The organism is Pseudomonas glycinae (assembly GCF_001594225.2).
GTDB lineage: Bacteria > Pseudomonadota > Gammaproteobacteria > Pseudomonadales > Pseudomonadaceae > Aquipseudomonas > Aquipseudomonas glycinae.
The window spans coordinates 5,810,488-5,835,672 of the sequence record NZ_CP014205.2 but is presented as its reverse complement, the minus strand read 5'-3'; the positions used below and the strand labels follow the sequence as shown (position 1 = coordinate 5,835,672).

The following is a 25,185-nucleotide window of genomic DNA, read 5'->3' as shown; positions in this document are numbered from 1 at the left end:
CGGGTTCTAAATTGTCGATGGAGTGGCTATTCCCACAACAATCACAAGAGGATCGCACCTTGAACCCGCCCCTTCGAATCGGCATTGGCTACGCCACTTCACCGGAATTGGCCGAGGCGCGGCCATGAGCGAGCGAATTCTGTCCCTGGCCAGCCTGACCGTCCTCGAATTGTCGCCACCCGACATGATCGAGGTCGCGGCCCGTGCCGGTTACAGCCATGTCGGCCTGCGCCTGGAGCCGGCAACGGCCGAGGAATATCATTTTCCACTGGTAGCCGATGGCGACTTGAGACGTCAGACACTGGCGCGTTTGCGTGATACTGGAATCGGCGTGCTCGACGTGGAAATCCTTCGATTGAAGCCGCAGACAGTGGTCGCTGATTTCGAGCGGCTGCTCAGCGTCGGCGCGGAGTTCGGTGCCAGTGAGTTGCTGGTCGCCGGAAACGATCCTGACGAGCAGCGGCTCACCGATCATTTCGCGGCACTGTGCGATCTGGCAGCGCCCTACGGTTTGCATCCGCATCTGGAATTCATGCCCTGGACTGATGCGCGCAATCTCAAGCAGGCATCGCGCATCGTCGACAACGCCGGGCGCGAAAACGGTGCGGTGCTGGTGGATGCGTTTCACTTTGACCGCTCCGGTTCGCGGCTGGAAGATCTGGCCGGTGTGCCGGCCTCGCGGCTGCGCTACGCACAGTTGTGCGATGTTGCCGGGCCGAGGCCGACGGACATGGCCGAGATCTTGCGTCAGGCTCGCAATGAGCGCCGGTTTCCCGGCGAGGGCGATTGTGACCTGATCGGGTTGTTGCACAGTCTTCCGGCTAACCTTCCCCTGAGTCTGGAAATTCCCACGGTCAAATTGCTGGAGCAGGGCGTGAGCGGATTGCAGCGGGCGCAAATGGCGATCGACCGGACACGGGAATTGTTGGCCCGGCTTTAAGTCTGCTTCAAGGGGCGAGGGCGCCTGCGTCCTCGTCACCGTTTATTTTTCATTCAGAGAGAGCCAATGACCGTCAGCACTCCGCTTTCCGGCGTCAACCAACCCTTCAAGGGGATCTTGCTGATTGTCGTGGCAACCTTCCTGTTCTCCAGTCACGACGCGCTGTCGAAATACCTTTCGGGTTTTTATCCGATCGTGATGGTGGTGTGGGCGCGGTATCTGGTGCACACGCTGCTGATGGCGGGGATTTTCCTGCCGCAGTCCGGGCTGCGCGTGCTGCGCACCAAACGCCCGTTGTGGCAGTTGGCGCGGGCGTTGTGCCTGCTGGGCACCAGCCTGTTTTTCACCACGGCGTTGCTGTACATCCCGCTGGCCGAGGCCACGGCGGTCAACTTTCTTGCGCCGGTGCTGGTGACGGCGCTGTCGGTGCCGCTGCTCAAGGAGCGGGTGACGCGCGGTCAGTGGATCGCGGTGGTGTGCGGGTTCATCGGGGTGCTGATCATCGTCCATCCGGGCGGTGACTTGTTTACCCCGGCAATTCTGTTGCCGTTCTGCTCGGCGCTGTTTTTCTGCTTCTATCAGCTGCTCACCCGCAAGCTCGCCGAAGTCGACAGCCCGACCACCAGCAACTTTTTCGCCGGGCTGTGCAACACGCTGGTGATGAGTGCACTGGTGCCGTTCTTCTGGCAGGTGCCGAGCCTGGGGCATGCGTTGTTGATGCTGGCGCTGGGCAGTTGCGGAATGACCGCGCACCTGTTTCTGACCCAGGCTTTCCGCCATGCCGCACCAGCACTGCTGGCGCCGTTCGGCTATTGCCAGATCGTGTTCGCGGGGTTGTTGGGCTGGTTGCTGTTCGCTCACACGCCGACCCTGATGACGGTGATCGGGATCGCGGTGATCTGTTGCAGCGGACTGGCGGCAGCGTGGCAGCAGAGCCGGCGCTGAAAGCAAAACCGGCCTGAAATCAGGCCGGTCGGTGCAGGAGGGTTATTCGGTAACCGTAGGAATCTTGCGCGGTGCCATGAAGTACATCCAGGTCAGCGCGATGAAGTACATCGCCGGGATCAGAGTGAACAGCACGGTGTAGTTGTTGTTGGTGACGGTCAGGATGTGGCCGACGATCTGGGTCATGAACATCCCGCCGATCGCCGCGCACATGCCGCCGAAACCGAACACCGTGCTCATCATGTGCTTGGGCGTGTAGTCCATCACCAGGCTCCAGATGTTGGCGGTCCAGGCCTGGTGCGCGCCGATGGCCAGAGAGATGGCGGCAACCGCGATCCACAGGTTGGCGGAGCCGGCGGCCATGACCACGCCGATGATGCAGCAGGCGAACAGGAACATCGACAGCAGTCGGGCCTTGATCGAGTTCATGCCGCGACCGATAAGGAACGAAGACAGAATCCCGCCGCCCACGCTGCCGAAGTCAGCGGTGACGTAGATGATGATCAGCGGAATGCCCATCTGGGTGACGTTGATGCCCAGGTTGTATTGCTGATTGAGAAACGGCGGCAGCCAGTACAGGTAGAACCAGAACACCGGCGCAGTCAGCGAGTAGGCGAGGGCGAAGGCCCAGGTGCCGCGCATGCGCAGGATCTTCGAGAACGGCACGCGGGCCTGTTCCGGTTCGATTTCTTTCTGGATGTATTCCAGCTCCGACTGTTTCACGCTCGGGTGATCTTCCGGATTGAAATATTTCAGGCCCCAGAACAGCAGCCAGATCCCGCCCAGCGCCGACATGCACAGGAACGCGGCCTGCCAGCCCCACACGTGAAGGATCAGCGGCAGCAGCATCGGGGTGAACATCGCACCGACGTTGGTGCCGGCGTTGAAGATGCCGGTGGCTACCGCACGTTCGCCGGCCGGGAACCACAGGCGTGTGGTTTTCACACAGGCCGGGTAGTTCGCCGCTTCAGTCAGGCCGAGGATGAACCGGCAGACCATGAAGCCCACCGCCGAGGTCGCCAGACCGTGGGCACCGGTGGCCAGGCTCCAGAGCAGCACCGCGCAGAAGAACACGCGCTTGACGCCGACCCGGTCGATCAGTCGTCCTTGCAGCACGAAGCCGATCGCGTAGCCGACCTGAAACCAGAAGTTGATGTTGGCGTAGTCCATCGCCGTCCAGCTCATTTCCTTGGCAAGGATCGGCTGCATGACGCCGAGGGCGGCGCGGTCGATGTAATTGAGGGTGGTGGCGAAAAATACCAGCGCCAGCATGCCCCAACGGGTCTTGCCGACGGCCATGGCGCCGCGGATCTTGTCGCCGATGCCACCCGTGGCAGTGCTCATGGCCGGAGCCATGCGGGAAGTCTGTGAAGGAATCATGTGTTCCACCCGTTTTTGGATTTGTTATTTGGTGTGCTTTTTTTGTGCACGCTGCGACCGGTGGTTCAGTTCCGGACTCAAGGTGAAAGGGATGTTGGGCAGTGGACGAAAAATCGTCAATTCGCCAAACCGGCATTGTGTTCGATAATCGCACGCAAAACTAACCGGGTAGTACAGTTTAAATTGCTCAATGAAAAACCGGGACCAATAATTCGCTCACCCTATAAAAGCGGCGCAGTTTTCGTAGCCGACGTCTCCACCGGGAGTTGAAACATGCAGCGATCCATTGCCACCGTCTCCTTGAGCGGAACCCTGCCGGAAAAACTCGAAGCCATTGCCGCCGCCGGGTTCGACGGAGTGGAGATTTTCGAAAACGATCTTCTGTATTACGACGGCAGTCCCCGGGAAATCCGGCAGATGTGCGCCGACCTCGGGATTGCCATCACGCTGTTTCAACCGTTCCGCGATTTCGAAGGCTGCCGCCGCGATCGACTGGAGCGCAACCTGGAGCGGGCCGAGCGCAAGTTCGACCTGATGCAGGAGCTGGGCACCGACCTGGTGCTGGTCTGCAGCAATGCCTCCCCCGACAGTCTCGGCGATCAACAAATCCTCATCGACGACCTGCGCCTGCTGGCCGAGCGCGCCGGCGCCCGTGGCCTGCGCATCGGTTATGAAGCGCTGGCCTGGGGCCGTCACGTCAATACTTATCAACAGGTCTGGGACATTGTGCGTCAGGCCGATCACCCGGCCCTCGGCGTGTTGCTCGACAGCTTCCACACCTTGTCGCTCAAGGGCGATCCACGGGCGATTGCCGAGATTCCCGGCGACAAGATTTTCTTCGTACAGATGGCCGACGCACCGATCCTGGCGATGGACGTGCTTGAGTGGAGCCGGCATTTCCGCTGCTTCCCGGGGCAGGGCGAATTCGATCTGCCGGGGTTTCTGGCGCCGATCATTCAGAGCGGCTACACCGGGCCGCTGTCGCTGGAAATCTTCAACGACGGCTTCCGCGCCGCGCCGCCTCGGGCCAATGCCGCTGACGGTCTGCGTTCGCTGCTGTATCTAGAAGAGAAAACCCGTCAGCGCCTGGAGCAGGAAGTGCGGCCTGTGGATAACCGCGACATCCTCTTCGAAACGCCGAAGGCCAGCGAATACAACGGCATCGAGTTTCTTGAATTCGCCGTGGATGAAAGCCTCGGCGCCAAGCTCTCGAACTGGCTGGAACGGCTGGGTTTCGTCAAGGCCGGCCAGCATCGCTCCAAGAGCGTCAGCCTGTTGCGCCAGGGCGATATCAATCTGATCCTCAACTCTGAACCCTATTCGTTCGGTCACAGTTTTTTCGAGGCCCACGGCCCGTCGCTGTGCGCCACCGCCGTGCGGGTCAAGGACAGCGCCAGTGCGCTGGCCCGCGCCGTCGCCTATAAAGGTCAGCCGTATCGCGGACTGGTCGGCCCCAACGAACTGGAGCTGGCGGCGGTGCGTGCACCGGACGGCAGCCTGATTTATCTGGTGGATCAGGAGGCGGATGTCTACGGCACCGACTTCAATCTGCTGCCGGATGCGGTAGCGCGTGGCGGCCTCAAGCGCATCGATCACATGGCCATGGCGCTGCCGGCGGACAGCCTCGACAGTTGGGTGCTGTTCTACAAGAGCCTGCTGGATTTCGAGGCCGACGATGAAGTGGTGCTGCCCGACCCGTACGGTCTGGTGAAAAGCCGTGCCCTGCGTAGCCGCGACAGTTCGATCCGTCTGCCGCTGAACATTTCCGAGAACCGCAACACCGCGATCTCACACGCGCTGTCGAGTTATCGCGGCTCCGGGGTGCATCACATTGCCTTCGATTGCGACGATATCTTCGCCGAAGTCAGTCGCGCGAAGGAGGCGGGCGTACCGCTGCTGGATATCCCGCTGAACTATTACGACGATCTGGCGGCGCGCTTCGATTTCGATGACGAGTTCCTCAGCGAACTGGCGTACTACAACGTGCTCTACGACCGCGATGCGCAGGGCGGCGAGTTGTTCCACGTCTACACCGAGCCGTTCGAAGGGCGCTTCTTCTTCGAGATCATCCAGCGCAAGAACGGTTACGCCGGTTATGGCGCGGCCAACGTCGCGGTGCGGCTGGCGGCGATGGCCAAATCACGCAGTGGTGCGGTTCGCCAGGCGAAGTTGTAGGAAATTCGTAAACGCGGGATTAAACACCGGCCGCGCGGCTTCCTTCACTGGGGCGCGCGGCCCATAATCGCCAGCCTGTGCAGTGATGGCCGTGAGCCCGCAATGACAATGACTTCAGAACTTCCCGCAGCTCCCGTTCTACCCGCGGTAGAGCCGCGCAAGAGTCGCAAGAACAACCCGGAAAAGACCCGCGAGAATATCCTGCAGGAGGCGATCGTCGAGTTCGTCCAGCAGGGGCTGTCCGGCGCCCGCGTCGATGCGATCGCCGAGCGCATCCACACCTCAAAGCGCATGATCTATTACTACTTCGGCAGCAAGGAGCAGTTGTACGTCGAGGTGCTGGAGAAGCTCTACGGCGACATCCGCAACACCGAGAACCGTCTGCACCTGGCCGAGTTGCCGCCGGTGGAAGCGATCCGGCGCCTGGTGGAGTTCACCTTCGATCACCATGATCGCAACGTCGATTTCGTGCGGATCGTCAGCATCGAAAACATCCACAACGCCGAGTACGTGAAGCGCTCCGACGCGATCAAGGCGATGAACAACACCATTCTCGATTCACTGGGCGAGATTCTGCGTCGTGGTGCTGATGAAGGAGTGTTCCGCGCCGGGCTCGACGCGCTGGATGTGCATCTGCTGATCAGTTCGTTCTGCTTCTATCGCGTATCGAACCGCCACACGTTCGGTGAGATCTTTCAGATCGACTTGCCGGACGAAAGCATCAAGCAGCGTCATCGCGAGATGATTTGCGAGTCGGTGCTGCGCTACTTGCAGGCGTGACCGAAGTCGAGGGGGCGTCGCCCCCTCACGGTTTTATCCATTCATGCTTTGAAAATGCGCGAGCATTCGCTGCGCATCCGGCACCTTGCCGCTGAACAGCTCAAACGCCTTCACTGCCTGAAACACCGCCATGTTGCCGCCATCCAGGGTTCGGCAACCCAGCGCGCGGGCGTTGCGCAGCAGTTCGGTTTCCAGCGGGAAATACACGATCTCCGCCACCCACAACTCGGGCCGCAGCAATACCGCCGGCACGGGCATGCCCGGCAGTTTGGCCATGCCCATCGGCGTGGTGTTCACCAGGCCATTCGCCTGACTCAGTGTGCTCGCCAGATCATGCCCGGCAATCGCCCGGCCAGCGCCGAAATGCTGGTTGAGGTTGTTGGCCAGGCTTTCGGCCCGCTCCACGTCCACATCAAAAATGCTCAGTTGCTGTACGCCTTCGCTCAACAAGGCGTGGGCGACTGCCGCGCCTGCGCCACCGGCGCCCATCTGGACCACACGTTCGCGGGCGACGTCTGGCAGCCCGCGACGAAAACCTTCGGCGAAACCCAGGCAATCGGTGTTGTGGCCGACGCGCTTGCCGTCCTTCAGCACCACCGTGTTCACGGCACCGATGCCTCGGGCTTCCGGAGACAGCTCATCGAGCAGCGGAATGATTGCCTGCTTGCACGGGAAAGTGATGTTCAGCCCGGTGTAATTCATGCGCTCGGCGGCCAGCAGCAGGTCGGGCAGGGCGTTGCTGTCCAGTTGCAGTTGATCGAGATCGATCAAGCGGTACAGGTAACGCAGGCCCTGTTCGTCACCTTCGTGTTCATGCAGCGCCGGGGTGCGGGAGGCCTGGATGCCGGCGCCGATCAGCCCGGCGAGTATCACGTTGTTGCGGTTCATGCGGATCGCCCCTTCAGCCGCTGGCTGAAATGTTCCAGGGCCAGGCGATAGCCGTGGCTGCCGAAGCCGCACATCACGGCGGTGGCGATGGCCGAGACGAACGAATGGTGACGGAACGGCTCGCGGGCGTGGACGTTGGACAGGTGCACTTCGATTACCGGCAATTCGCTGGCGACCAGAGCGTCGCGGATCGCGACCGAGGTGTGAGTCCAGGCGGCCGGGTTGATCACGATGCCGGCGCAGCGCTGACGGGCGCCGTGAATCCAGTCGAGCAGTTCGCCTTCGTGGTTGGTCTGGCGAAACTCCACGGCCAGGCCGAACTCTTCGGCGGCGCGCCCGCACAGGGCAGAGATGTCGGCTAGGGTTTCGTGACCGTAGGTTGCCGGTTCGCGGGTGCCGAGCAGGTTCAGGTTCGGGCCGTTGAGCACCAGAACGATAGGGGGCATGGGGGCAAACTCCACTTATTGTTTTTGGCTTGGGCCGAAGATTTCGACCTGTGGAGTTAAATTGTACTAGATGGTTACTTTAATCAATTGCTCTGCATCGGCAGCCCGGTTTTGTGGGCGGTGATCGCACACTGATGCAATTCAGTGCGGCAACTGCTCCACCAGAAAATCGATGAAAGCCCTGACGCGCAGCGGCATGTGGCGATTCTGCGGGTACAACAAGGTAAACGGCCGCGAGCGTCCGCTGTAGGGTTTGAGCACTTCTATCAGCGAGCCGTCGGCCAGTTCTTTTTCGACAATGAAGCGATAGGTCTGGAACAACCCGGCACCGTGCCTGGCCAGGGTCACGCCACCGAGCACATCGTCCGAGCAGCAAAAATTGCCCTCGGCGAGGATTTCCCGTGGCGCGTCTTCCTCATAGAACAGCCAAGTGATCCGCCGCCCGCTGCTGGGCAATTCGTACTGAATACACTCGTGTTGTTCGAGGTCTTCGAGGGTCTGCGGCGTGCCGGCGCGTTTCAGGTAATCGGGGCTGGCAACCATCACCAGCGCCGCGTCTTCCAGATGTCTGGCGATCAGGCCGGAATCGGGAATCGCCCGCACGCGGATCGCCACGTCGTAACCCTCGCCGACGAAGTCGATGTTGCGATTGCTGATGTGCATGTCGACCTTCACCTGCGGGTAGCGCGCACGAAACGCGGGCAACAGCGGCAGGATCCGGTGATGGGCGTAGGTTGTAGGAATACTGATACGCAGTGTGCCGGACGGTTCCTGCTGCTGGCCCATAACCTCCCGTTGCGCCTCGACCAGTTGAGCCAGCGCCTGGCTGCATTCTTCGTAATAGCGACGGCCGCTATCGGTGAGTTTCACGCTGCGGGTGGTGCGTGCAAACAGGCGTACACCCAGGCGTTCCTCCATGCGGGATACCGAGCGGCTAACCGCTGCCGGCGTCACCGATGCTGCCTGCGCCGCAGCGGTGAAGCTGCCGCACTCGGCGGCCAGGCAAAACAACTCGATGCTGCCCAGCTGAAGATCGTCGAAGTGTCGCTGCATGATTGATTACACCGGGGAATGAGTCTTCGTATGTAGCAAATGCGCGGCCACTGCGAAAGAACTGCTTACCATTTTGCGCGTGGCTTTCCTGAATCCCGCACTAGGCTCGAAAACGTAATGACTATTGAGGACAACAATGCCGATGGTCGGAATTGTCAGGGAATGGCAGTGTTCGAAACTCTTTAACCTAACGGATGGGTTAGCATGAAAGTGTGCAGTTACAAGGGATTGTCGGTGGTGATCATGTTGCGAGACGAACATTGTCCGCCCCATGCGCACGTAGATTCAGGTGCATGGAGTGCCCGATTCAAATTCAGCTTCTGGCACAACGGCGTCGAGTTATGGGATGTGGTGCCCCTGACGCGTCGGCCACCGATTGCAGTGCTTGAGGGACTGCGCCAATCGTTGCGTGAAACGGTTCATCTGCGGCGGGCGCGTCGAATCTGGTGGACTCGTTTGCAGACTGCCTGTCTCGATAACCAATGGTGGGACGGGGACTCGAACGAAGTGGCCGTCATGCGCGAAGTCACTGGTGCGACCTTCAGAATCGGATCGGCGTATTACGAACCAGAAGAAAACAAAACCCTGCTGGCCCTGGTTGGTGCTCAGGAAGGTGTGGAGATCGAACTATGAAAACAGTAAAGGCCGGTTTGCAGGCTGACCGACCGGTAACGGAAGAGCGTCTCGATGAAGCTGTCGATCGCGGGGGGCTGCGGCGACGCAGCAGCCTGCAAGCCGTGTCGGTGACCTTTGAGAAACCGTCCCTGGTGATTCGCTTCGAGGACGACAGCGGCGTGCTTTTGCCAGTGAACCTTTACCGCGAGTTCGATGATTTCGAGCCGGAAGATTTCAGCGGACTGAATGTGGGTTTTGCCGGCACCGCGCTGTGCCACGACGGCAAGGATCTGCAGGTTTCCATCGCCGGGATGATCTCGGCCAGTCAGCCATTGATGGCCATGGCCGCCTCAGTGATCGCTTCGCGCAATGGTCGTCAGAGCAGCACCGCGAAAGCTGAAGCTGCCCGGGCTAACGGCAGGAAGGGCGGGCGCCCACGCAAGATCGATCCCGTGCCATGAGCAGGCACAAAAAAGCCGTCGGTCAGGACGGCTTTCTTGTATCTGGCACCTGCAATCAACGTCGGGTCAACAGCACGCCGGATTCCATGTGGTGGGTCCACGGGAACTGGTCGAACAGCGCGCAGCGGGTGATGCGGTGCGTGTCGTGCAGTTGGGCAATGTTGGCCGCCAGCGTCTCCGGGTTGCAGGAGATGTACAGGATATTGTCGAAGCGACGGGTCAGCTCGCAGGTGTCCGGGTCCATGCCGGCCCGTGGCGGGTCGACGAACACGCTGCCGAATTCGTAGCTTTTCAGGTCGATGCCGTGCAGGCGGCGGAACGGGCGAACTTCGTTCAGGGCTTCAGTCAGCTCTTCGGCGGACAGGCGCACCAGGGTGACGTTATCCACAGCGTTTTCGGCCAGGTTGCTCAGAGCGGCATTGACCGAGGTCTTGCTGATTTCGGTGGCCAGCACTTTGCGCACGCGGGTTGCCAGCGGCAGGGTGAAGTTGCCGTTGCCGCAATACAGCTCCAGCAGGTCGTCGCTGCGATCGCCCAGTGCTTCGTAGGCCCAGTTGAGCATCTTCTGGTTGACGGTGCCGTTGGGCTGGGTGAACGCGCCTTCCGGTTGGCGATAGCTGAATGTGCGACCGCCGACGTCGAGTTTCTCGACTACGTAGTCGAGGCCGAGCACTTCGCGCTTGCCCTTGGAGCGACCGATGATGCTGACGCCCAGATCCGTCGCCAGTTTGGTCGCCGCCGCATGCCAGTGCTCGTCCAGCGGACGGTGATAGCACAGAGTGATCATCGCATCGCCGGCCAGGGTGGTCAGAAACTCCACCTGGAACAGCTTGTGGCTCAGCGCTGCGCTGGCCTGCCATGCGGCTTTCAACTGTGGCATCAACTGGTTGATGCGCAGGCTGGCGATCGGGAATTCCTCGATCAGGATCGGCGTGCGTTTGTCGTCCTGAGAAAACATCGCGTAATACCGTTCGCCGGCTTCACGCCACAGGCGGAATTCAGCGCGCAGGCGGAAGTTCTGCAACGGCGAATCGAACACCGTCGGCTCCGGTGCATCGAACGGGGCCAGCAGGTCACGCAGGCGCGTGACCTTGTCTTCGAGTTGTGCGGCGTAGGCCTGGGAATCAAAAGTCATGCGTTGAACCAACCCAGCTTGATCACGAACAGAATCGACAGGATCACCAGCGCCGGGTTCAGCTCACGGGCACGGCCGGACAGCAGTTTGATCGCAGTCCAGGCGATGAAGCCGAAGGCGATGCCGTTGGCGATGGAATAGGTGAAAGGCATCGCCAGGGCGGTGACCACGACCGGCGCGGCGACGGTGATGTCTTCCCAGTCTATTTCCGCCAGGCCCGAAGTCATCAGCACGGCGACGAACAGCAGCGCTGGTGCGGTGGCGAAGGCCGGTACGCTGGAGGCCAGCGGCGAGAAGAACAGCGCCAGCAGGAACAGGATTGCGACGACGATGGCGGTCAGGCCGGTGCGGCCGCCGGCACTCACGCCCGCAGCGGATTCGATGTAGCTGGTGGTGGTCGAGGTGCCCAGCAGCGAACCGGCCATTGCCGCGGTGCTGTCAGCGATCAGCGCACGGCCCATTTTCGGCATGTGGCCGTCCTTGCCCATCAGGCCGGCGCGCTTGGCGACGCCGATCAGGGTGCCGGAGTTGTCGAACAGGTCGACGAACAGGAAGGCGAAAATCACGCTGACCAGACCGATGTCCAGAGCGCCCTTGATGTCCAGTTGCAGGAAGGTCGGGGCCAGCGAAGGCGGCATCGACGTCACGCCGCCGAACGGGGTGAAGCCCATCACGATGGAAACGATGGTCACCGCCAGAATACCGATCAGCACCGCGCCGCGCACTTTCAGGGCTTCAAGGGCAACGATCAGGGCGAAACCGAGGGTGGCGAGGATCGGGGCCGGTTGTTTCAGGTCACCGAGGCCGACCATGGTCGCCGGGTTGCTGACCACGATGCCGGCGTTGTGCAGGGCGATCAGCGCCAGGAACAGGCCGATACCGGCGGCAATTGCCGAGCGCAGCGGTAGCGGGATGCTGTTGATGATCCATTCACGGATGCGGAAGATCGACAGCAGGAAGAAGCACACCGCCGAAATGAACACCGCGCCCAGCGCCACTTGCCAGGTGTGGCCCATGTGCAGCACGACGGTGTAGGTGAAGAAGGCATTCAGACCCATGCCCGGTGCAAGGGCGATCGGGTAGTTGGCGATCAGGCCCATGACCGTGGAGCCGATGGCGGCTGCCAGGCACGTGGCGACGAACACCGCGCCCTTGTCCATGCCGGTCTCGCCGAGGATGCTCGGGTTGACGAACAGAATGTAGGCCATGGCCAGGAAGGTCGTGACGCCCGCCAGAATCTCGGTCCGCACGTTGGTGTTGTGTGCCTTGAGTTGAAACAGCCTTTCCAGCATGTCTGCTCCCCGTGGCGCGCGTGGCGCCGTGAATGTATCGACCTCAACAGCAAAGCACAGACCGTCGCAAGCGCCTGGAAAATTGTGGTGGGCCGGAAAAAGCCGCGCATCATACCAGCAGCGTGAGGAAGATGGCGGATGTTGGTGTCGATCGTCGGCGAAGTTTTGCACCACGGCCAAGTACGCCATACTGCGCGCTGTTTTTTCGGGGATGGATCGCATGAACAAGGGTTGGACCAACACTGCCGGACTGATGGCCTTGCTGCTGACCGGTGTACCGGCGGTATTCGCGGCGTCGGCACCGCCATTGAGCGAGGTGAAAGTCATCAAGGTTCAGTCGTCGTCCTGCGGGCTCGAAGACATTACCGATGGCCAGGTGCAGACCCGTTGCGATCACAGCGCGCCGGGCATCAAGGTCTATGTGTTGGAAATCGGCTACGGCCAGAGTCAGCCTCAGGCAGCACTGGACGGTTTCGAAGTGAACGGCACCCGGAGTCCGGTCTGTGCCTTCGATAACGGCAACCTGACCGAGTGCACGCCCGGCGCGAAGACCGTCGGTTCGCTGTACACCTTCGATCTGGCGACTCGTCAGGAAGGCACCTTTACCTTCAGCAACACCTCGATCAACGCCCCGCGCAACACGATGTCGACCCAGCTTTACATCAAGTAACGGCTGTCGCCGAACAGGGCAGGACAAAGCTGACTACGCTTTAAGGATCACCCAGCGGATGGCGCCCATGACCTTTAGAGCCCTGATTACCCTCGCCGAGGGCATCGATGATCTGCAATGCGTGACCCTGATCGACGTGCTGCGCCGCGCCGGCGTCGAAGTGGTGGCGGCCAGCATCGAGGGCCGGCGCATGCTGACCTGCGCCCGAGGCACGCGATTGACCGCCGACGGCATGCTCATTGATGTGCTGGCCCAGACCTTCGACCTGATTGTCCTGCCCGGTGGTGCCGTCGGTGCGCAACACCTGGCCGCGCACCAGCCTCTGCAACAATTGCTCAAGGACCAGGCCAGCGCCGGACGCCTGTTCGCCGCCATCGCCGAAGCCCCGGCCGTCGCCCTGCAAAGCTTCGGTGTATTACGTCAACGCCGCATGACCTGCCTGCCCGCCACCAGCCATAACCTCTCCGGTTGCACCTTTGTTGATCAACCGGTGGTGGTCGACGGCAATTGCATCACCGCCCAGGGTTCCGGCGCCGCGCTGGCATTTGCGCTGACATTGGTCGAGCAACTGGCGGGCAAGGCCGTCAGAGCGAAGGTGGCGGGGGAGTTATTGGCCTGAGAGCGTCAGACCTTCACCTCTTCCACCGGCACATGTATCCGGTCGCGGTTGGCCAGGGTCGGGAACAGTTTGATCCAGGTTCCGGTCACCACCAGCGTGCCGATGCCGCCCATCACCACCGCCGGCACGGTGCCGAACCAATGCGCGGTGAGGCCGGACTCGAATTCGCCCAACTGGTTCGAGGCACCGATGAACAGGCCGTTCACCGCGCTGACCCGCCCGCGCATTTCGTCCGGGGTTTCCAGTTGCACGAACGAGGCGCGGATCACCATGCTGATCATGTCCGCCGCGCCCAGCACCACAAGTACCGCCAGTGAGAACCAGAACGAGGTCGACAGACCGAAGGCGATGGTTGCCACGCCGAATACACCGACGGCGGTGAACATCACTCGACCGACGTTTCGCTCGACGGCAAACCGCGCCAGGAACAGCGACATCATCAGCGCGCCAACCGCCGGCGCCGAGCGCAGCAATCCCAGTCCCCACGGCCCGGTCAGCAGAATGTCCTTGGCGAACACCGGCAACAGCGCCGTGGCGCCGCCGAGCAGCACGGCGAACAGATCCAGCGAAATCGCACCGAGAATGTCCGGACGGCTACGAATGAAGCGAATCCCCGCCAGCAACGAATCCAGTGTCGCCTTGCCCTTGTTCAGCGGGGTTTGCCGTGCGGGCAGGTTGAGCATCAAGGTGCAGGCGATGACATACAGAATCACCGTCGGGCCATAGACCCAGACGCTGCCGAAGGCATAGAGCAGACCGCCGAGGGCCGGTGCGACGATGGTGGCCGATTGCTGCGCCGACTGCGCGGCGGCGACCGCCCGCGGGAACAACGCACTGGGCACGATGCTTGGCAGCAGCGCTTGAGTGGTCGGCATCTCGAACGAGCGTGCGGCGCCGAGCAGGAACGCCAGGATAAAGATCATTTCCCGGGTGACATGATCGGTTGCACTGCCGATGGCCAATGCCAGCGCGATCAAGGCCTGCAACGACTGGCAGATCGCCGCGACCTTGCGCCGGTCGTAGCGATCGGCAACGTGGCCGGTGTGCAGCATGAACAAGACCCTTGGTGCGAATTCCACCAACCCGACCAGACCCAGGTCGAGCACATTGCCGGTCAATTGATAGAGGTTCCAGCCGATCGCCACGGTGAGCATCTGAAAACCGCTGGCGGTGAAGATCCGGGCAAACCAGAACGCAAGAAAGGGACGGTGGTGACGTAACAGCAAGGGCTCTTGGCTGGGCATTTGCGGGCCGGTCGTGATCGAGGGGAACCGCGAGATTATCACCAGTCTGTAACAGGAAGTTGCTATGACAGAAAATTTAGTTAGCCAGACATCGATTTTTCTGCGCCGTGGCACGAAACCCGGCCACCGATGTATTTCAGGGCGTTGCCGTGACTGTGAGGCAACTTGTCACGCGGCAAAAGACCACGCGGTTTCCCGTCGGAAATGGGACTACTCTTTCTACGTTGATTGATCCAGATCAAGACCCTTCGTGGAAACGATCGCGGACCCGTCGGCAGACTCCCTGCGTCGCGATGCCTGTAAAAAGAAGAACGAATCCGAGTTCGCCGCACTCCATACCCGTGGGGGCAGTGGTTCAAGGCCGCCAGTCCTGGAACCGTTATCTGATAGAGGAAAGCTTATGTTCGGTTTAGAGGCCCTGGATCTCGCCCGAATTCAGTTCGCATTCACCATCTCGTTCCACATCCTGTTCCCGGCGATCACCATCGGTCTTGCGAGCTATCTCGCGGTGCTGGAAGGCCTGTGGCTGAAAACCGGTAATGATACCTATCGCGATCTCTACCACTTCTGGTCGAAGATCTTTGCCGTCAACTTCGGCATGGGCGTGGTATCGGGGCTCGTCATGGCCTACCAGTTCGGTACCAACTGGAGCCGCCTTTCGGACTTCGCCGGTTCCGTCACCGGTCCGTTGCTGACGTACGAAGTGCTCACGGCGTTCTTCCTCGAAGCCGGTTTCCTCGGGGTGATGCTGTTCGGCTGGAACAAGGTCGGGCGCGGCCTGCACTTTTTCTCCACGGTGATGGTGGCCATCGGCACACTGATTTCGACCTTCTGGATTCTCGCTTCCAACAGCTGGATGCAGACCCCGCAGGGCTTCGAGATCGTCAACGGTCAGGTCATTCCAACCGACTGGCTGGCAATTGTCTTCAACCCATCGTTCCCCTATCGCCTGATGCACATGGCGACCGCAGCGTTCGTCGCAACGGCGTTCTTCGTCGGTTCGTCAGCGGCCTGGCACCTGCTGCGCGGCAAGGACAACCCGGCGATCCGCACCATGCTGTCGATGGCGATGTGGATGGCGCTGATCGTTGCGCCGATCCAGGCGGTCATCGGCGACTTCCACGGCCTCAACACCCTTAAGCATCAGCCGGCGAAAATCGCCGCGATCGAAGGCCACTGGGAAAACGTCGGGGACGAAGCGACACCGCTGATTCTGTTCGGCTGGCCGGACATGAAGGAAGAAAAAACCAAGTTCGCTGTCGAGATTCCATACCTCGGCAGCCTGATCCTGACCCACTCGCTGGACAAGCAAGTCCCGGCGCTCAAGGAGTTCCCGCCAGAAGACCGGCCGAATTCCACCATCGTGTTCTGGTCGTTCCGGATCATGGTCGGCCTCGGCTTCCTGATGATCTTCACCGGTCTTTGGAGTTTGTGGCTGCGCAAGCGTGACTCGCTCTACACCTCGCGGCCGTTCCTGTACCTGGCGTTGTGGATGGGGCCGTCCGGTCTGATCGCGATCCTGGCGGGCTGGTTCACCACTGAAATCGGTCGTCAGCCGTGGGTGGTCTACGGGCTGATGCGCACGGCGGACGCGTCTTCCAACCACAGTTTCATGCAGATGAGCATCACGCTGATCATGTTTGTGGTGGTGTACTTCGCGCTGTTCGGTGCGGGTCTGGGCTACATGATGCGCCTGGTGCGCAAAGGACCGAAGACCGACGAAGGCAAGGAAACCAACGAAGGTGGTCCTGGCCAGAAACGTACGCCGGCCCGTCCGTTGTCCGCTGCCGACGACGATGGCGCCGAACACGACCGCAGCCTGACCAAGGAGATTTGAGTCATGGGTATTGATCTTCCGCTGATCTGGGCCGTGATCATCATCTTCGGCATCATGATGTACGTGGTCATGGACGGTTTCGACCTGGGGATCGGGATTCTCTTTCCGTTCATCCCCGGCAAGACCGACCGCGACGTAATGATGAACACCGTCGCCCCGGTGTGGGACGGCAACGAAACCTGGCTGGTGCTGGGCGGCGCTGCGTTGTTCGGCGCCTTCCCGTTGGCTTATTCGGTGGTGTTGTCGGCGCTGTACCTGCCGCTGATTTTCATGCTGATCGGGCTGATCTTCCGTGGCGTGGCGTTCGAGTTCCGCTTCAAGGCCAAGGACGACAAGCGTCACCTGTGGGACAAGGCATTCATCGGTGGTTCGATCGCCGCAACGTTTTTCCAGGGGGTGGCGCTGGGCGCGTTCATCGATGGTCTGCCGGTGGTCAACCGGCAATATGCCGGCGGTTCACTGGACTGGCTGACGCCGTTCACGCTGTTCTGCGGCGCCGCACTGGTGGTGGCGTATGCCTTGCTCGGCTGCACCTGGCTGATCATGAAGACCGAAGGCAAGTTGCAGGAACAGATGCATGACCTGGCGCGTCCTCTGGCCTTCGTGCTGTTGGCGGTGATCGGTGTCGTCAGTCTGTGGACGCCGCTGGCCCATCCGGAAATTGCGACGCGCTGGTTCAGCATGCCGAATCTGTTCTGGTTCATGCCGGTGCCGATTCTGGTGCTGGTGACGATGTACGGTCTGATTCGCGCGGTGGCACGCAATGCCAACTACATGCCGTTCCTGCTGACCCTGGTGCTGATCTTCCTCGGCTACAGCGGTTTGGGCATCAGCCTGTGGCCGAACATCGTGCCGCCGTCGATCTCGATCTGGGACGCCGCCGCACCACCGCAAAGCCAGGGGTTCATGCTGGTGGGCACGCTGTTCATCATCCCGTTCATCCTGGGTTACACCTTCTGGAGCTACTACGTGTTCCGCGGCAAGGTCACCCATGAAGACGGTTATCACTAAGCAAAAACCTGTGGGAGCGAGCTTGCTCGCGATGGCGTCGGTAGCGGCGCCATCCATCTTGAAGAGGTTTAAAGAAAATGACCGGCAAACATTCCCTGCACGACATTGAAGAAGCCGAAAAAAAGCCGCTGTGGCAGCGGCTCGGCTGGTTGGCCATGATCTGGGTCGGCAGCGTCGGTGCATTGTTCATCGTCGCCAGCCTGATGCGCATGTTCATGAATGCCGCAGGTCTGACCACGCACTAAGACTTCCCATCCCGCTGCCTTGCGGCACGGACTTTTGACCCTCCGACCGGAGGGTTTTTTTGCCCGGGTTATTTGCGCGCCTTGAGGATCACGAATTTTGGCGTGGCCGCGACTTGCTCGACACCGCGGAACAGCCGCGCCAGTTTGCTGTGATAACCCAGGTGACGGTTGCCGACGATATACAGCGCACCGCCAACCACGAGTGCTTCGCGGGCCTGCTGGAACATGCGCCAGGCGAGGAAGTCGCCGACCACCTGTTGCTGGTGGAACGGCGGGTTGCACAGCACCACGTCGAGCGACTGCGCTTCCTGCCCGGCCAGACCGTCGCCTGCGCGAACGATCACTTCACGTTCACCCAGCGCCGCGCGCCAGTTTTCGGCCGCCGACTGCACGGCCATGAACGATTCGTCCACCAGCGTGTAATGCGCATCGGGGTTTTGCAGGGCGCTGGCGATGGCCAGTACGCCGTTACCGCAGCCTAGGTCGGCGACCCGTGCCGCGCCGAGGTTTTTCGGCAGGTGCGGCAGGAAGGCGCGGGTGCCGATGTCCAGCCCTTCACGGCAGAACACGTTGGCATGGTTGAGCAGTTCGATGGCTGGCTCGTCGAGGCGATAGCGGGTCGGGTAGGGCGAGATGGCCAGTGCCTTGGCCTCGGGCGTGGCAATCAGCAAGCGTGCCTTCTTCACCGCCAACGACGCTTGAACCGGGCCGATATAGCGTTCCAGCAGATCCCCGGCGGCCCGCGGCAAATGCTTGACCATCGCCGCTGCTACCACCTGAGCGCCGGGTGCCAATTGGCCTTGCAGGCGAATCAGTTGCTCTTCCAGCAGGGCGAGGGTTTTCGGGACGCGGATCAGCACCCGGTCGAACGGCCCGACCAATGGTTCACTGGCAGGAATGCCGCGCAGCGCATCGAATGCCTGACCATTGCGCAGCAGGTTTTTTTCCAGCCCCTGAAACGCCAGGAACGAATCGCCGCTGGTGCTGACCTGCACTTTGCCTGACAGGCTGATGGCCAGCGCGCCGAAGCTGTCGTTAAGTACCAGAACCCGCGTCTCGATCGGCAAGTTATGTTCGGCCAGATGATTGAGCAGGTATTCGTCGGCCGCATCGAACGCTTGCAGCGGTTCGTTCTGCTGTTCGGGCTGGCGGATCAGATCGAGCTGGGCGAAGGGCGTATCGAGCAAAGGCATGGGGCGGGGACTCTGGGTAATCAACGGGTGTCCCGCAGCCCAGGGTTTCGTGCGGCGGAACCGTCCGAGTGGACAGCGGCGCGAAGTTACGCGTCATCACTCAGGAAGGTCGCAAATGGTACTTTTTTTTTGACTGCAATACTTGGCTGATTTCCGGCGCGCCGACTAGATGATCCCGGCCTTGGCGGCGGCGATGACCGCAGAGATCTTGTTGCAGACGTTCAACTTCTCCATCACGTTGTGCACGTGATAGTTGATGGTGCGTTCGCTGAGACTCAGGATTCTGGCGCACTCATAGGCTGTCTTGCCGACTGCGCACAGCTTCAGCACTTCTATTTCACGGGCCGACAACCGAGGTTGCCGAGTCTGCTCCGGTCGCGTGGGGAGTGTACGGGCGAACAGATCGCTCAAATGACTGGTGACATAGAACATGTAGCCAAAATGTTCGTACAGCTCCATCGGGGTGATCGGACAGTGTGGCCGGGCCAGGCTGAGAATGCTGCAAAAACCGCAGTCGTTATTAAGGAATGATTGCGACCAGCCATGCTGCAGTCCCTGGTCCTGAAGTGCCTCCCAGAGTTGTGGCGCTTTGCAGAAAACTTCCTGGGTCCAGACAATCGGCAACATCGAGCGATTGCAATGTGCTATTACCGGGTCAACTTCTTCGTGATTTTTTTCTTCATATTGCCGGCTCCATGATGGGGGGTAGTTGTTGATATGCAAGGATTTGAACGCAGTGCTCCGATCTGTCGAAGTCACTGAAATACCACAAAAGCTGAATCCGAGATTTTGGGCGAACCTTTCCAGAATCGGATACGCCGTATCTATGTGCTTGGCATAGGTCAGTTGTTTTAACTGAGACTCCTTCCACATTTCCATTGAGGATTCTCCATACATTCCGAGGGGGTGCTTTGGATCCAAAATCCAGCACGTAATCGAGTGTAGGAGATTTCTTGCGGAATGTTCTGAACATTTCGCTCTTGTTGAACATCGAGTTTGTATAAAGCGTTATTAAGCAAAAGTCGTTTTTGTATTCAGGGTGTAATACTAAAAGAGCGCGTACTGATGGGTTACTTATTGCGAGGTGGGCGGCTTCTATTGGTCAAAATAAGGCTGCTAAATGCCATCATTTACTGTGGGTGTTTAAATGTACAACTTTGCGCGACACTGTTAGCCCATGCCGAAAGGAGTGTCCCATGACCGTCAGTGCAGAAAAGTTCACGTGCCAGACCCTGCTCGACGTGCAACCCTTGACCCCAAGTCTGTTCACCTTGCGTACGACGCGCGACGCCGGCTTTCGCTTTCGGGCCGGTCAGTTTGCCAGACTGGGCGTGACCAAGTCCGATGGCAGCACGGTGTGGCGTGCCTACTCCATGGTGTCCTCGCCGTTCGACGAGTTCCTCGAGTTCTTCTCGATCGTGGTGCCGGGTGGTGAGTTCACCAGTGAGCTGAGTCGACTGCAGGCAGGTGATTCATTGTTGGTGGAGCGTCAGGCATTTGGCTACCTGACCCTGGATCGATTTGTCGATGGTCGCGATCTTTGGCTGCTTTCCACAGGCACCGGCGTGGCCCCCTTTCTGTCGATTCTGCAGGACTTTGAAGTCTGGGAAAAATTCGAACGCATCATTCTTGTGTACAGCGTGCGGGAAGGGCGGGAGCTGGCTTATCAACAGCTGATCAGCGAACTGACACAGCGCGACTACCTCGCCGAGTACGCCCACAAGTTCCGGTTCACTCCGGTGGTTACGCGTGAGCCGTACGCAGGTGCCCTCAATGGACGCATCACCACGCTGATTGAAAATGGCGAGCTGGAAAAGCTGGCCGGTGTCGAACTCACTCCCGCTTATTCTCGGGTCATGCTCTGCGGCAATCCGCAGATGATCGATGACACCCGGGCGCTACTCAAGCAACGCGGCATGGCCTTGAGCCTGACCCGGCGACCGGGGCAAGTGGCGGTAGAAAACTACTGGTGAAAAAACGGCGCCTTCTGGCGCCGTTCAGCTTATTCAAGGCCGGTTGTTCTGGGCCTTGAGCAGATCGCGGATCTCGCCCAGCAATTCTTCTTCCTTGGTCGGTACCGGCGGCAGGGTCGGGGCCACGGCTTCTTCGCGTTTGAGGCGGTTGATGGCTTTGACGCCCATGAAAATCGCGAAGGCGACGATCACGAAGTCAAGAACGCTCTGGATGAATTTACCGTACGCCAATACCACCGCTGGGGCGCTGCCCTCGGCGGCTTTCAGCGTGACGGCCAGGTCACTGAAGTCCACCCCGCCGATCAGCAGTCCGATTGGCGGCATGATCACGTCACCGACAAACGACGAAACGATTTTGCCGAACGCCGCGCCGATGATGATACCGACGGCCATGTCGACCACATTGCCTTTGACCGCGAAGGCCTTGAACTCGCTAAGCACGCCCATAGTTATTTCCTTGTTACAGATGAGTTTGGTGTCAGCAGTGTAAATCAGCAAAACGCGTCCTGCGCGAAACACCTTCTTACAATGCCCGCTTTTATCGACACATCGATTGATCATTAGTTTGCAAAGTGCCACCAATCGCGCGCGAAATACGCTGCAACGTGCTGATATTCAAGAAAAAACCATCAATCATGTCGTTACGAACTTTCTATTTATGTTTGGCGAGCTGAGCTTCTAGCCTCTGGCTGGCGCACCTGGATGCGCCTCAAAAGAACAGAGGAGTCTGAAATGAATTCCATGCCTGGCCTGAGGGCCTTTCCCTATCGTCGTACCTTCGGTTTGTTGACTGCGGGTCTACTGACCCTCTCCGCGAATGCCGCGCCCCTGACCCGGGATAACGGTGCAGCGGTCGGTGACAATCAGAACTCACAGACCGCCGGCCCCAACGGACCGGTGTTGTTGCAGGATGTTCAGCTGATTCAGAAGCTGCAGCGCTTTGATCGTGAGCGCATTCCCGAGCGTGTCGTGCATGCCCGGGGTACCGGTGCACATGGCACGTTCACCGCGACCAACGACCTGAGTGATCTGAGCAAGGCCAAGGTGTTCACAGTCGGGCAGATCACTCCGGTGTTCGTGCGCTTCTCATCCGTGGTGCATGGCAACCATTCCCCGGAGACTTTGCGTGATCCACGCGGGTTCGCGACCAAGTTCTATACGGCAGATGGCAACTGGGATCTGGTAGGCAACAACTTTCCTACCTTCTTCATACGCGATGCAATCAAGTTTCCGGACATGGTGCATGCCTTCAAGCCGGATCCTCGCACTAATCTGGATGACGATGCCCGACGCTTCGACTTCTTTTCCCATGTACCGGAAGCCACCCGTACGTTGACCGAGCTGTATTCCAACAATGGAACACCGGCCAGTTACAGGGAGATGGATGGCAACAGCGTACACGCCTACAAGTTGGTCAATGCCAAGGGCGATGTGAATTACGTGAAATTTCACTGGAAAAGTTTGCAAGGGATAAAGAATCTTGATCCTGAGCAAGTCGTGAAAGTACAGGGGCGCGATTATAGTCATATGAGTAATGACTTGGTGAGCCAGATCGGCAGTGGCAACTTTCCAAAGTGGGACTTATACATTCAGGTGCTAAAACCGCAAGACTTGTCCAAGTTTGATTTCGATCCTCTTGACGCTACCAAGATCTGGCCAGGTATTCCTGAGCGGAAAGTTGGACAAATGGTATTGAACCGTAACCCTTCCAATGTCTTCCAGGAAACCGAACAAGTTGCAATGGCACCGTCGAATGTCGTGCCGGGAATTGAGCCTTCGGAAGACCGCTTGTTGCAGGGGCGGATGTTCTCTTACGCAGATACGCAAATGTATCGCCTTGGTGCCAATGCCCAGCAGTTGCCGATCAATGCTGCGAAAGTAACGGTCAACAATGGCAACCAGGATGGTGCGATGAATGGCGGTGCGACCCACTCTGGCGTCAACTATCAGCCAAGTCGCCTGCAACCGCGTGAAGAAACGCAGAGTGCGCGTTACAGTCAGGCGGCCCTGCAAGGCAGCACGCAACAGGCGAAGATCCAGCGTGAACAGAACTTCAAGCAGGCCGGAGATCTGTATCGCTCGTTCAGCAAGAAGGAACGTAAGGATCTGATCGAGAGCTTTGGCGGTTCGCTGGCGAGTGCCGATGATGAGAGCAAGCACATCATTCTGTCCTTTCTCTACAAGGCGGATCCGGAATACGGCGCCGGGGTGACCAAAGTGGCCAAGGGTGACCTGAGTCGGGTCAAGGCGTTGGCGGCCAAACTGGCCGACTGACCGCGCGCCCCTCAAACCCCGGCAACTGTCGGGGTTTGACCGACAGCAGCGCCGTGCGTCTGGCCAGCGGAGAAATCCGTCCCGACGCGCCGCGCTGATCGACGATGGCTGCGTTATCATCGCGGTTTTTGCCGGGGGTTCAGATGGCCAAGGCCAAGCGCATGTACGGCTGCACCGAGTGCGGCGCAACCTTTCCCAAGTGGGCCGGGCAGTGCGGCGAATGCGGCGCCTGGAACACCCTGACCGAAACCATGGTCGAGAGCGGCGGTGCCGCCGCCCCGAGCGGGCGCACCGGCTGGGCCGGGCAACAGGCCCAGATCAAGACCCTGGCCGAAGTCAGCATTGAAGAGATTCCGCGTTTTTCCACAGCCTCCGGTGAGCTCGACCGAGTCCTTGGCGGCGGTCTGGTGGACGGTTCGGTGGTGCTGATCGGCGGTGATCCCGGTATCGGCAAATCGACGATTCTGTTGCAGACCCTGTGCAACCTCGCCAAGACCATGCCGGCGCTGTACGTCACAGGCGAAGAATCCCAGCAACAGGTCGCCATGCGCGCGCGCCGCCTCGGTCTGCCGCAGGATCAACTGCGGGTCATGACCGAAACCTGCATCGAAACCATCATCGCCACGGCCCGTCAGGAAAAACCCAAGGTGATGGTGATCGACTCGATCCAGACGATTTTCACCGAACAATTGCAATCGGCGCCGGGCGGCGTATCCCAGGTACGCGAAAGTGCCGCGTTACTGGTGCGTTACGCCAAGCAAAGCGGCACGGCGATTTTCCTGGTCGGCCACGTGACCAAGGAGGGCGCATTGGCGGGCCCCCGCGTTCTGGAGCATATGGTCGATACCGTGCTGTATTTCGAGGGCGAGTCCGACGGGCGATTGCGCCTGCTGCGGGCGGTGAAGAACCGTTTCGGCGCGGTCAACGAGCTCGGCGTGTTCGGCATGACCGACAAGGGTCTGAAAGAAGTCTCCAACCCTTCGGCGATTTTTCTTACCCGTGCACAGGAAGAAGTCCCGGGCAGTGTGGTGATGGCAACGTGGGAAGGCACCCGGCCGATGCTGGTTGAAGTCCAGGCACTGGTGGATGACAGTCATCTGGCCAACCCGCGTCGGGTCACCCTGGGTCTGGACCAGAATCGTCTGGCGATGCTGCTGGCGGTGCTGCACCGTCATGGCGGCATTCCGACCCACGATCAGGACGTGTTCCTCAACGTGGTCGGCGGGGTGAAGGTGCTGGAAACCGCCTCCGACCTGGCGTTGATGGCTGCGGTCATGTCGAGTCTGCGCAACCGTCCGCTCCCCCATGATTTGCTGGTGTTTGGTGAGGTCGGTCTGTCCGGCGAAGTGCGCCCGGTGCCGAGCGGTCAGGAGCGGTTGAAGGAAGCCGCCAAACACGGCTTCAAGCGCGCGATCGTGCCCAAGGGCAACGCGCCAAAGGAAGCACCGCCGGGTTTGCAGATCATTGCGGTGACGCGTCTGGAGCAGGCGCTGGATTCATTGTTCGAGTGATCAGACGTCGATCAGCGCCGCGAACTCGCGTTCCAGCTCGGTTTCGTCGGCCAGATTGAGTTCGATCAGGCGACGCAGGCGCTGAATCGACTCCAGGCTGATATGCCGGCAAACAAAACCGAGCTGGCCGCGATCTTCATGAGCCAGTTGCACATCCATCTCGATGTGCACGTCCTCGCTCAGATGAATGTCGACGAAAAAGTCCTGCTCGGGATTGCCCAGCCAGGGTTCCGGTCGCTCGATCAACAATCCCTTGAGCGACAGGTCGATCAGCCTCACCGGCCAGATGTACTCGCCCTGGCTCAATTCGGTTCGGGCATCGAATGCGATACGTTTGAAGCGGCGACGCTCGGACGGGTGCTCGCTCATGGCGCAATCCTCAGGAAGGTCAGCTGACTATAGACCCGACCGGCGGGGTGATGCCAACGAATGGACTGTCTAGACCAATGTCGGGGTATGGCCTTTGCCGCCAACAGCGCTAAACTCGGGGTGGCTGTC

25 protein-coding genes are annotated in these 25,185 nt (G+C 60.0%); 14 read left to right on the top strand and 11 right to left on the bottom strand.

The genetic code is table 11. From position 1 onward, the window contains the following. The first annotated feature begins 124 nt into the window (after positions 1–124). Positions 125–940, top strand: a complete 816-nt coding sequence (locus tag AWU82_RS26620) for a sugar phosphate isomerase/epimerase family protein (protein ID WP_064382135.1) — start codon at positions 125–127, stop codon at positions 938–940. Positions 941–1,006: 66 nt separating this feature from the next. Further along, on the top strand, positions 1,007–1,885 hold the full coding sequence (locus tag AWU82_RS26615) for a DMT family transporter (RefSeq protein WP_039771776.1): 879 nt from the start codon (positions 1,007–1,009) through the stop codon (positions 1,883–1,885). 42 nt (positions 1,886–1,927) lie between these two features. On the opposite strand, the gene AWU82_RS26610 is transcribed toward AWU82_RS26615, so the two are convergent. Then, on the bottom strand, positions 1,928–3,265 hold the full coding sequence (locus AWU82_RS26610; RefSeq protein ID WP_064382134.1) for an MFS transporter: 1,338 nt from the start codon (positions 3,263–3,265) through the stop codon (positions 1,928–1,930). Positions 3,266–3,538: 273 nt separating this feature from the next. On the opposite strand from AWU82_RS26610, the gene quiC reads away from it, so the two are divergent. After that, complete coding sequence (quiC, locus tag AWU82_RS26605; protein WP_064382133.1) at positions 3,539–5,440, top strand: 3-dehydroshikimate dehydratase QuiC; 1,902 nt, start codon at positions 3,539–3,541, stop codon at positions 5,438–5,440. Positions 5,441–5,542: 102 nt separating this feature from the next. After that, the gene (locus AWU82_RS26600; protein ID WP_064382132.1) at positions 5,543–6,220 is read left to right on the top strand and encodes a TetR/AcrR family transcriptional regulator; all 678 of its coding nucleotides are present in this window, start codon (positions 5,543–5,545) and stop codon (positions 6,218–6,220) included. A gap of 33 nt (positions 6,221–6,253) precedes the next feature. Here AWU82_RS26600 and AWU82_RS26595 read toward each other — a convergent pair whose 3' ends face one another. The 3 genes from AWU82_RS26595 to AWU82_RS26585 form a co-directional block, all read right to left on the bottom strand. Beyond that, entirely contained in the window at positions 6,254–7,108 is an 855-nt protein-coding gene (locus AWU82_RS26595) for a shikimate dehydrogenase (protein ID WP_064382131.1), read from the bottom strand. Then, entirely contained in the window at positions 7,105–7,554 is a 450-nt protein-coding gene (gene aroQ, locus AWU82_RS26590; RefSeq protein WP_064382130.1) for a type II 3-dehydroquinate dehydratase, read from the bottom strand. Before aroQ ends, AWU82_RS26595 begins: the two co-directional genes overlap by 4 nt. Positions 7,555–7,695: 141 nt before the next feature. Continuing rightward, on the bottom strand, positions 7,696–8,607 hold the full coding sequence (locus tag AWU82_RS26585; RefSeq protein WP_064382129.1) for a LysR family transcriptional regulator: 912 nt from the start codon (positions 8,605–8,607) through the stop codon (positions 7,696–7,698). Between the two features lie 204 nt (positions 8,608–8,811). On the opposite strand from AWU82_RS26585, the gene AWU82_RS26580 reads away from it, so the two are divergent. Both AWU82_RS26580 and AWU82_RS26575 read left to right on the top strand, forming a co-directional pair. Further along, entirely contained in the window at positions 8,812–9,240 is a 429-nt protein-coding gene (locus AWU82_RS26580) for a hypothetical protein (RefSeq protein WP_064382128.1), read from the top strand. Next, complete coding sequence (locus tag AWU82_RS26575) at positions 9,237–9,683, top strand: hypothetical protein (protein ID WP_064382127.1); 447 nt, start codon at positions 9,237–9,239, stop codon at positions 9,681–9,683. Before AWU82_RS26580 ends, AWU82_RS26575 begins: the two co-directional genes overlap by 4 nt. 55 nt (positions 9,684–9,738) lie before the next feature. Here AWU82_RS26575 and trmA read toward each other — a convergent pair whose 3' ends face one another. Together trmA and AWU82_RS26565 are read right to left on the bottom strand one after the other, a co-directional pair. Further along, on the bottom strand, positions 9,739–10,818 hold the full coding sequence (gene trmA, locus AWU82_RS26570; protein WP_064382126.1) for a tRNA (uridine(54)-C5)-methyltransferase TrmA: 1,080 nt from the start codon (positions 10,816–10,818) through the stop codon (positions 9,739–9,741). After that, positions 10,815–12,110, bottom strand: coding sequence for an NCS2 family permease (locus tag AWU82_RS26565; protein WP_011336038.1), 1,296 nt, complete (start codon positions 12,108–12,110; stop codon positions 10,815–10,817). Before AWU82_RS26565 ends, trmA begins: the two co-directional genes overlap by 4 nt. A 220-nt stretch (positions 12,111–12,330) precedes the next feature. Here AWU82_RS26565 and AWU82_RS26560 point away from each other — a divergent pair, with 220 nt between their 5' ends. Continuing rightward, positions 12,331–12,780 (top strand): DUF4879 domain-containing protein, encoded by a 450-nt coding sequence (locus AWU82_RS26560; protein WP_064382125.1) that lies wholly within the window; start codon positions 12,331–12,333, stop codon positions 12,778–12,780. A gap of 67 nt (positions 12,781–12,847) precedes the next feature. Next, entirely contained in the window at positions 12,848–13,399 is a 552-nt protein-coding gene (locus tag AWU82_RS26555) for a DJ-1 family glyoxalase III (RefSeq protein ID WP_064384119.1), read from the top strand. A 5-nt stretch (positions 13,400–13,404) separates the two neighbouring features. On the opposite strand, the gene AWU82_RS26550 is transcribed toward AWU82_RS26555, so the two are convergent. Then, positions 13,405–14,643 (bottom strand): MFS transporter, encoded by a 1,239-nt coding sequence (locus AWU82_RS26550; protein WP_064382124.1) that lies wholly within the window; start codon positions 14,641–14,643, stop codon positions 13,405–13,407. Positions 14,644–15,043: 400 nt separating this feature from the next. On the opposite strand from AWU82_RS26550, the gene AWU82_RS26545 reads away from it, so the two are divergent. From AWU82_RS26545 to AWU82_RS26535, 3 genes are all read left to right on the top strand, one after another. Beyond that, positions 15,044–16,480: a cytochrome ubiquinol oxidase subunit I gene (locus AWU82_RS26545; protein WP_064382123.1), complete on the top strand. Its 1,437-nt coding sequence runs from the start codon at positions 15,044–15,046 to the stop codon at positions 16,478–16,480. Positions 16,481–16,483: 3 nt separating this feature from the next. Then, entirely contained in the window at positions 16,484–17,491 is a 1,008-nt protein-coding gene (gene cydB / locus AWU82_RS26540; protein ID WP_011336033.1) for a cytochrome d ubiquinol oxidase subunit II, read from the top strand. A 77-nt stretch (positions 17,492–17,568) separates the two neighbouring features. Then, entirely contained in the window at positions 17,569–17,736 is a 168-nt protein-coding gene (locus AWU82_RS26535) for a DUF2474 domain-containing protein (protein WP_007950992.1), read from the top strand. 68 nt (positions 17,737–17,804) lie between these two features. Here AWU82_RS26535 and AWU82_RS26530 read toward each other — a convergent pair whose 3' ends face one another. Further along, on the bottom strand, positions 17,805–18,929 hold the full coding sequence (locus AWU82_RS26530) for a methyltransferase (protein WP_064382122.1): 1,125 nt from the start codon (positions 18,927–18,929) through the stop codon (positions 17,805–17,807). 165 nt (positions 18,930–19,094) lie between these two features. Beyond that, entirely contained in the window at positions 19,095–19,808 is a 714-nt protein-coding gene (locus AWU82_RS26525; protein WP_064382121.1) for an autoinducer binding domain-containing protein, read from the bottom strand. A gap of 317 nt (positions 19,809–20,125) precedes the next feature. Here AWU82_RS26525 and AWU82_RS26520 point away from each other — a divergent pair, with 317 nt between their 5' ends. Beyond that, a complete protein-coding gene (locus tag AWU82_RS26520) occupies positions 20,126–20,902 on the top strand; it encodes a ferredoxin--NADP reductase (protein ID WP_064382120.1) in 777 nt (258 codons plus the stop codon). Positions 20,903–20,935: 33 nt separating this feature from the next. Here AWU82_RS26520 and mscL read toward each other — a convergent pair whose 3' ends face one another. Next, a complete protein-coding gene (gene mscL, locus AWU82_RS26515) occupies positions 20,936–21,349 on the bottom strand; it encodes a large-conductance mechanosensitive channel protein MscL (RefSeq protein ID WP_064382119.1) in 414 nt (137 codons plus the stop codon). Between the two features lie 285 nt (positions 21,350–21,634). Between mscL and AWU82_RS26510 the strand changes: the two genes are divergently transcribed. Beyond that, positions 21,635–23,176 (top strand): catalase, encoded by a 1,542-nt coding sequence (locus AWU82_RS26510; protein WP_064382118.1) that lies wholly within the window; start codon positions 21,635–21,637, stop codon positions 23,174–23,176. Between the two features lie 143 nt (positions 23,177–23,319). Next, positions 23,320–24,687, top strand: coding sequence for a DNA repair protein RadA (gene radA / locus AWU82_RS26505; RefSeq protein WP_039771749.1), 1,368 nt, complete (start codon positions 23,320–23,322; stop codon positions 24,685–24,687). Here the strand turns inward: radA and AWU82_RS26500 are convergent, their stop codons facing one another. Beyond that, positions 24,688–25,056 (bottom strand): PilZ domain-containing protein, encoded by a 369-nt coding sequence (locus tag AWU82_RS26500; RefSeq protein WP_064382117.1) that lies wholly within the window; start codon positions 25,054–25,056, stop codon positions 24,688–24,690. Positions 25,057–25,185 lie beyond the last annotated feature (129 nt).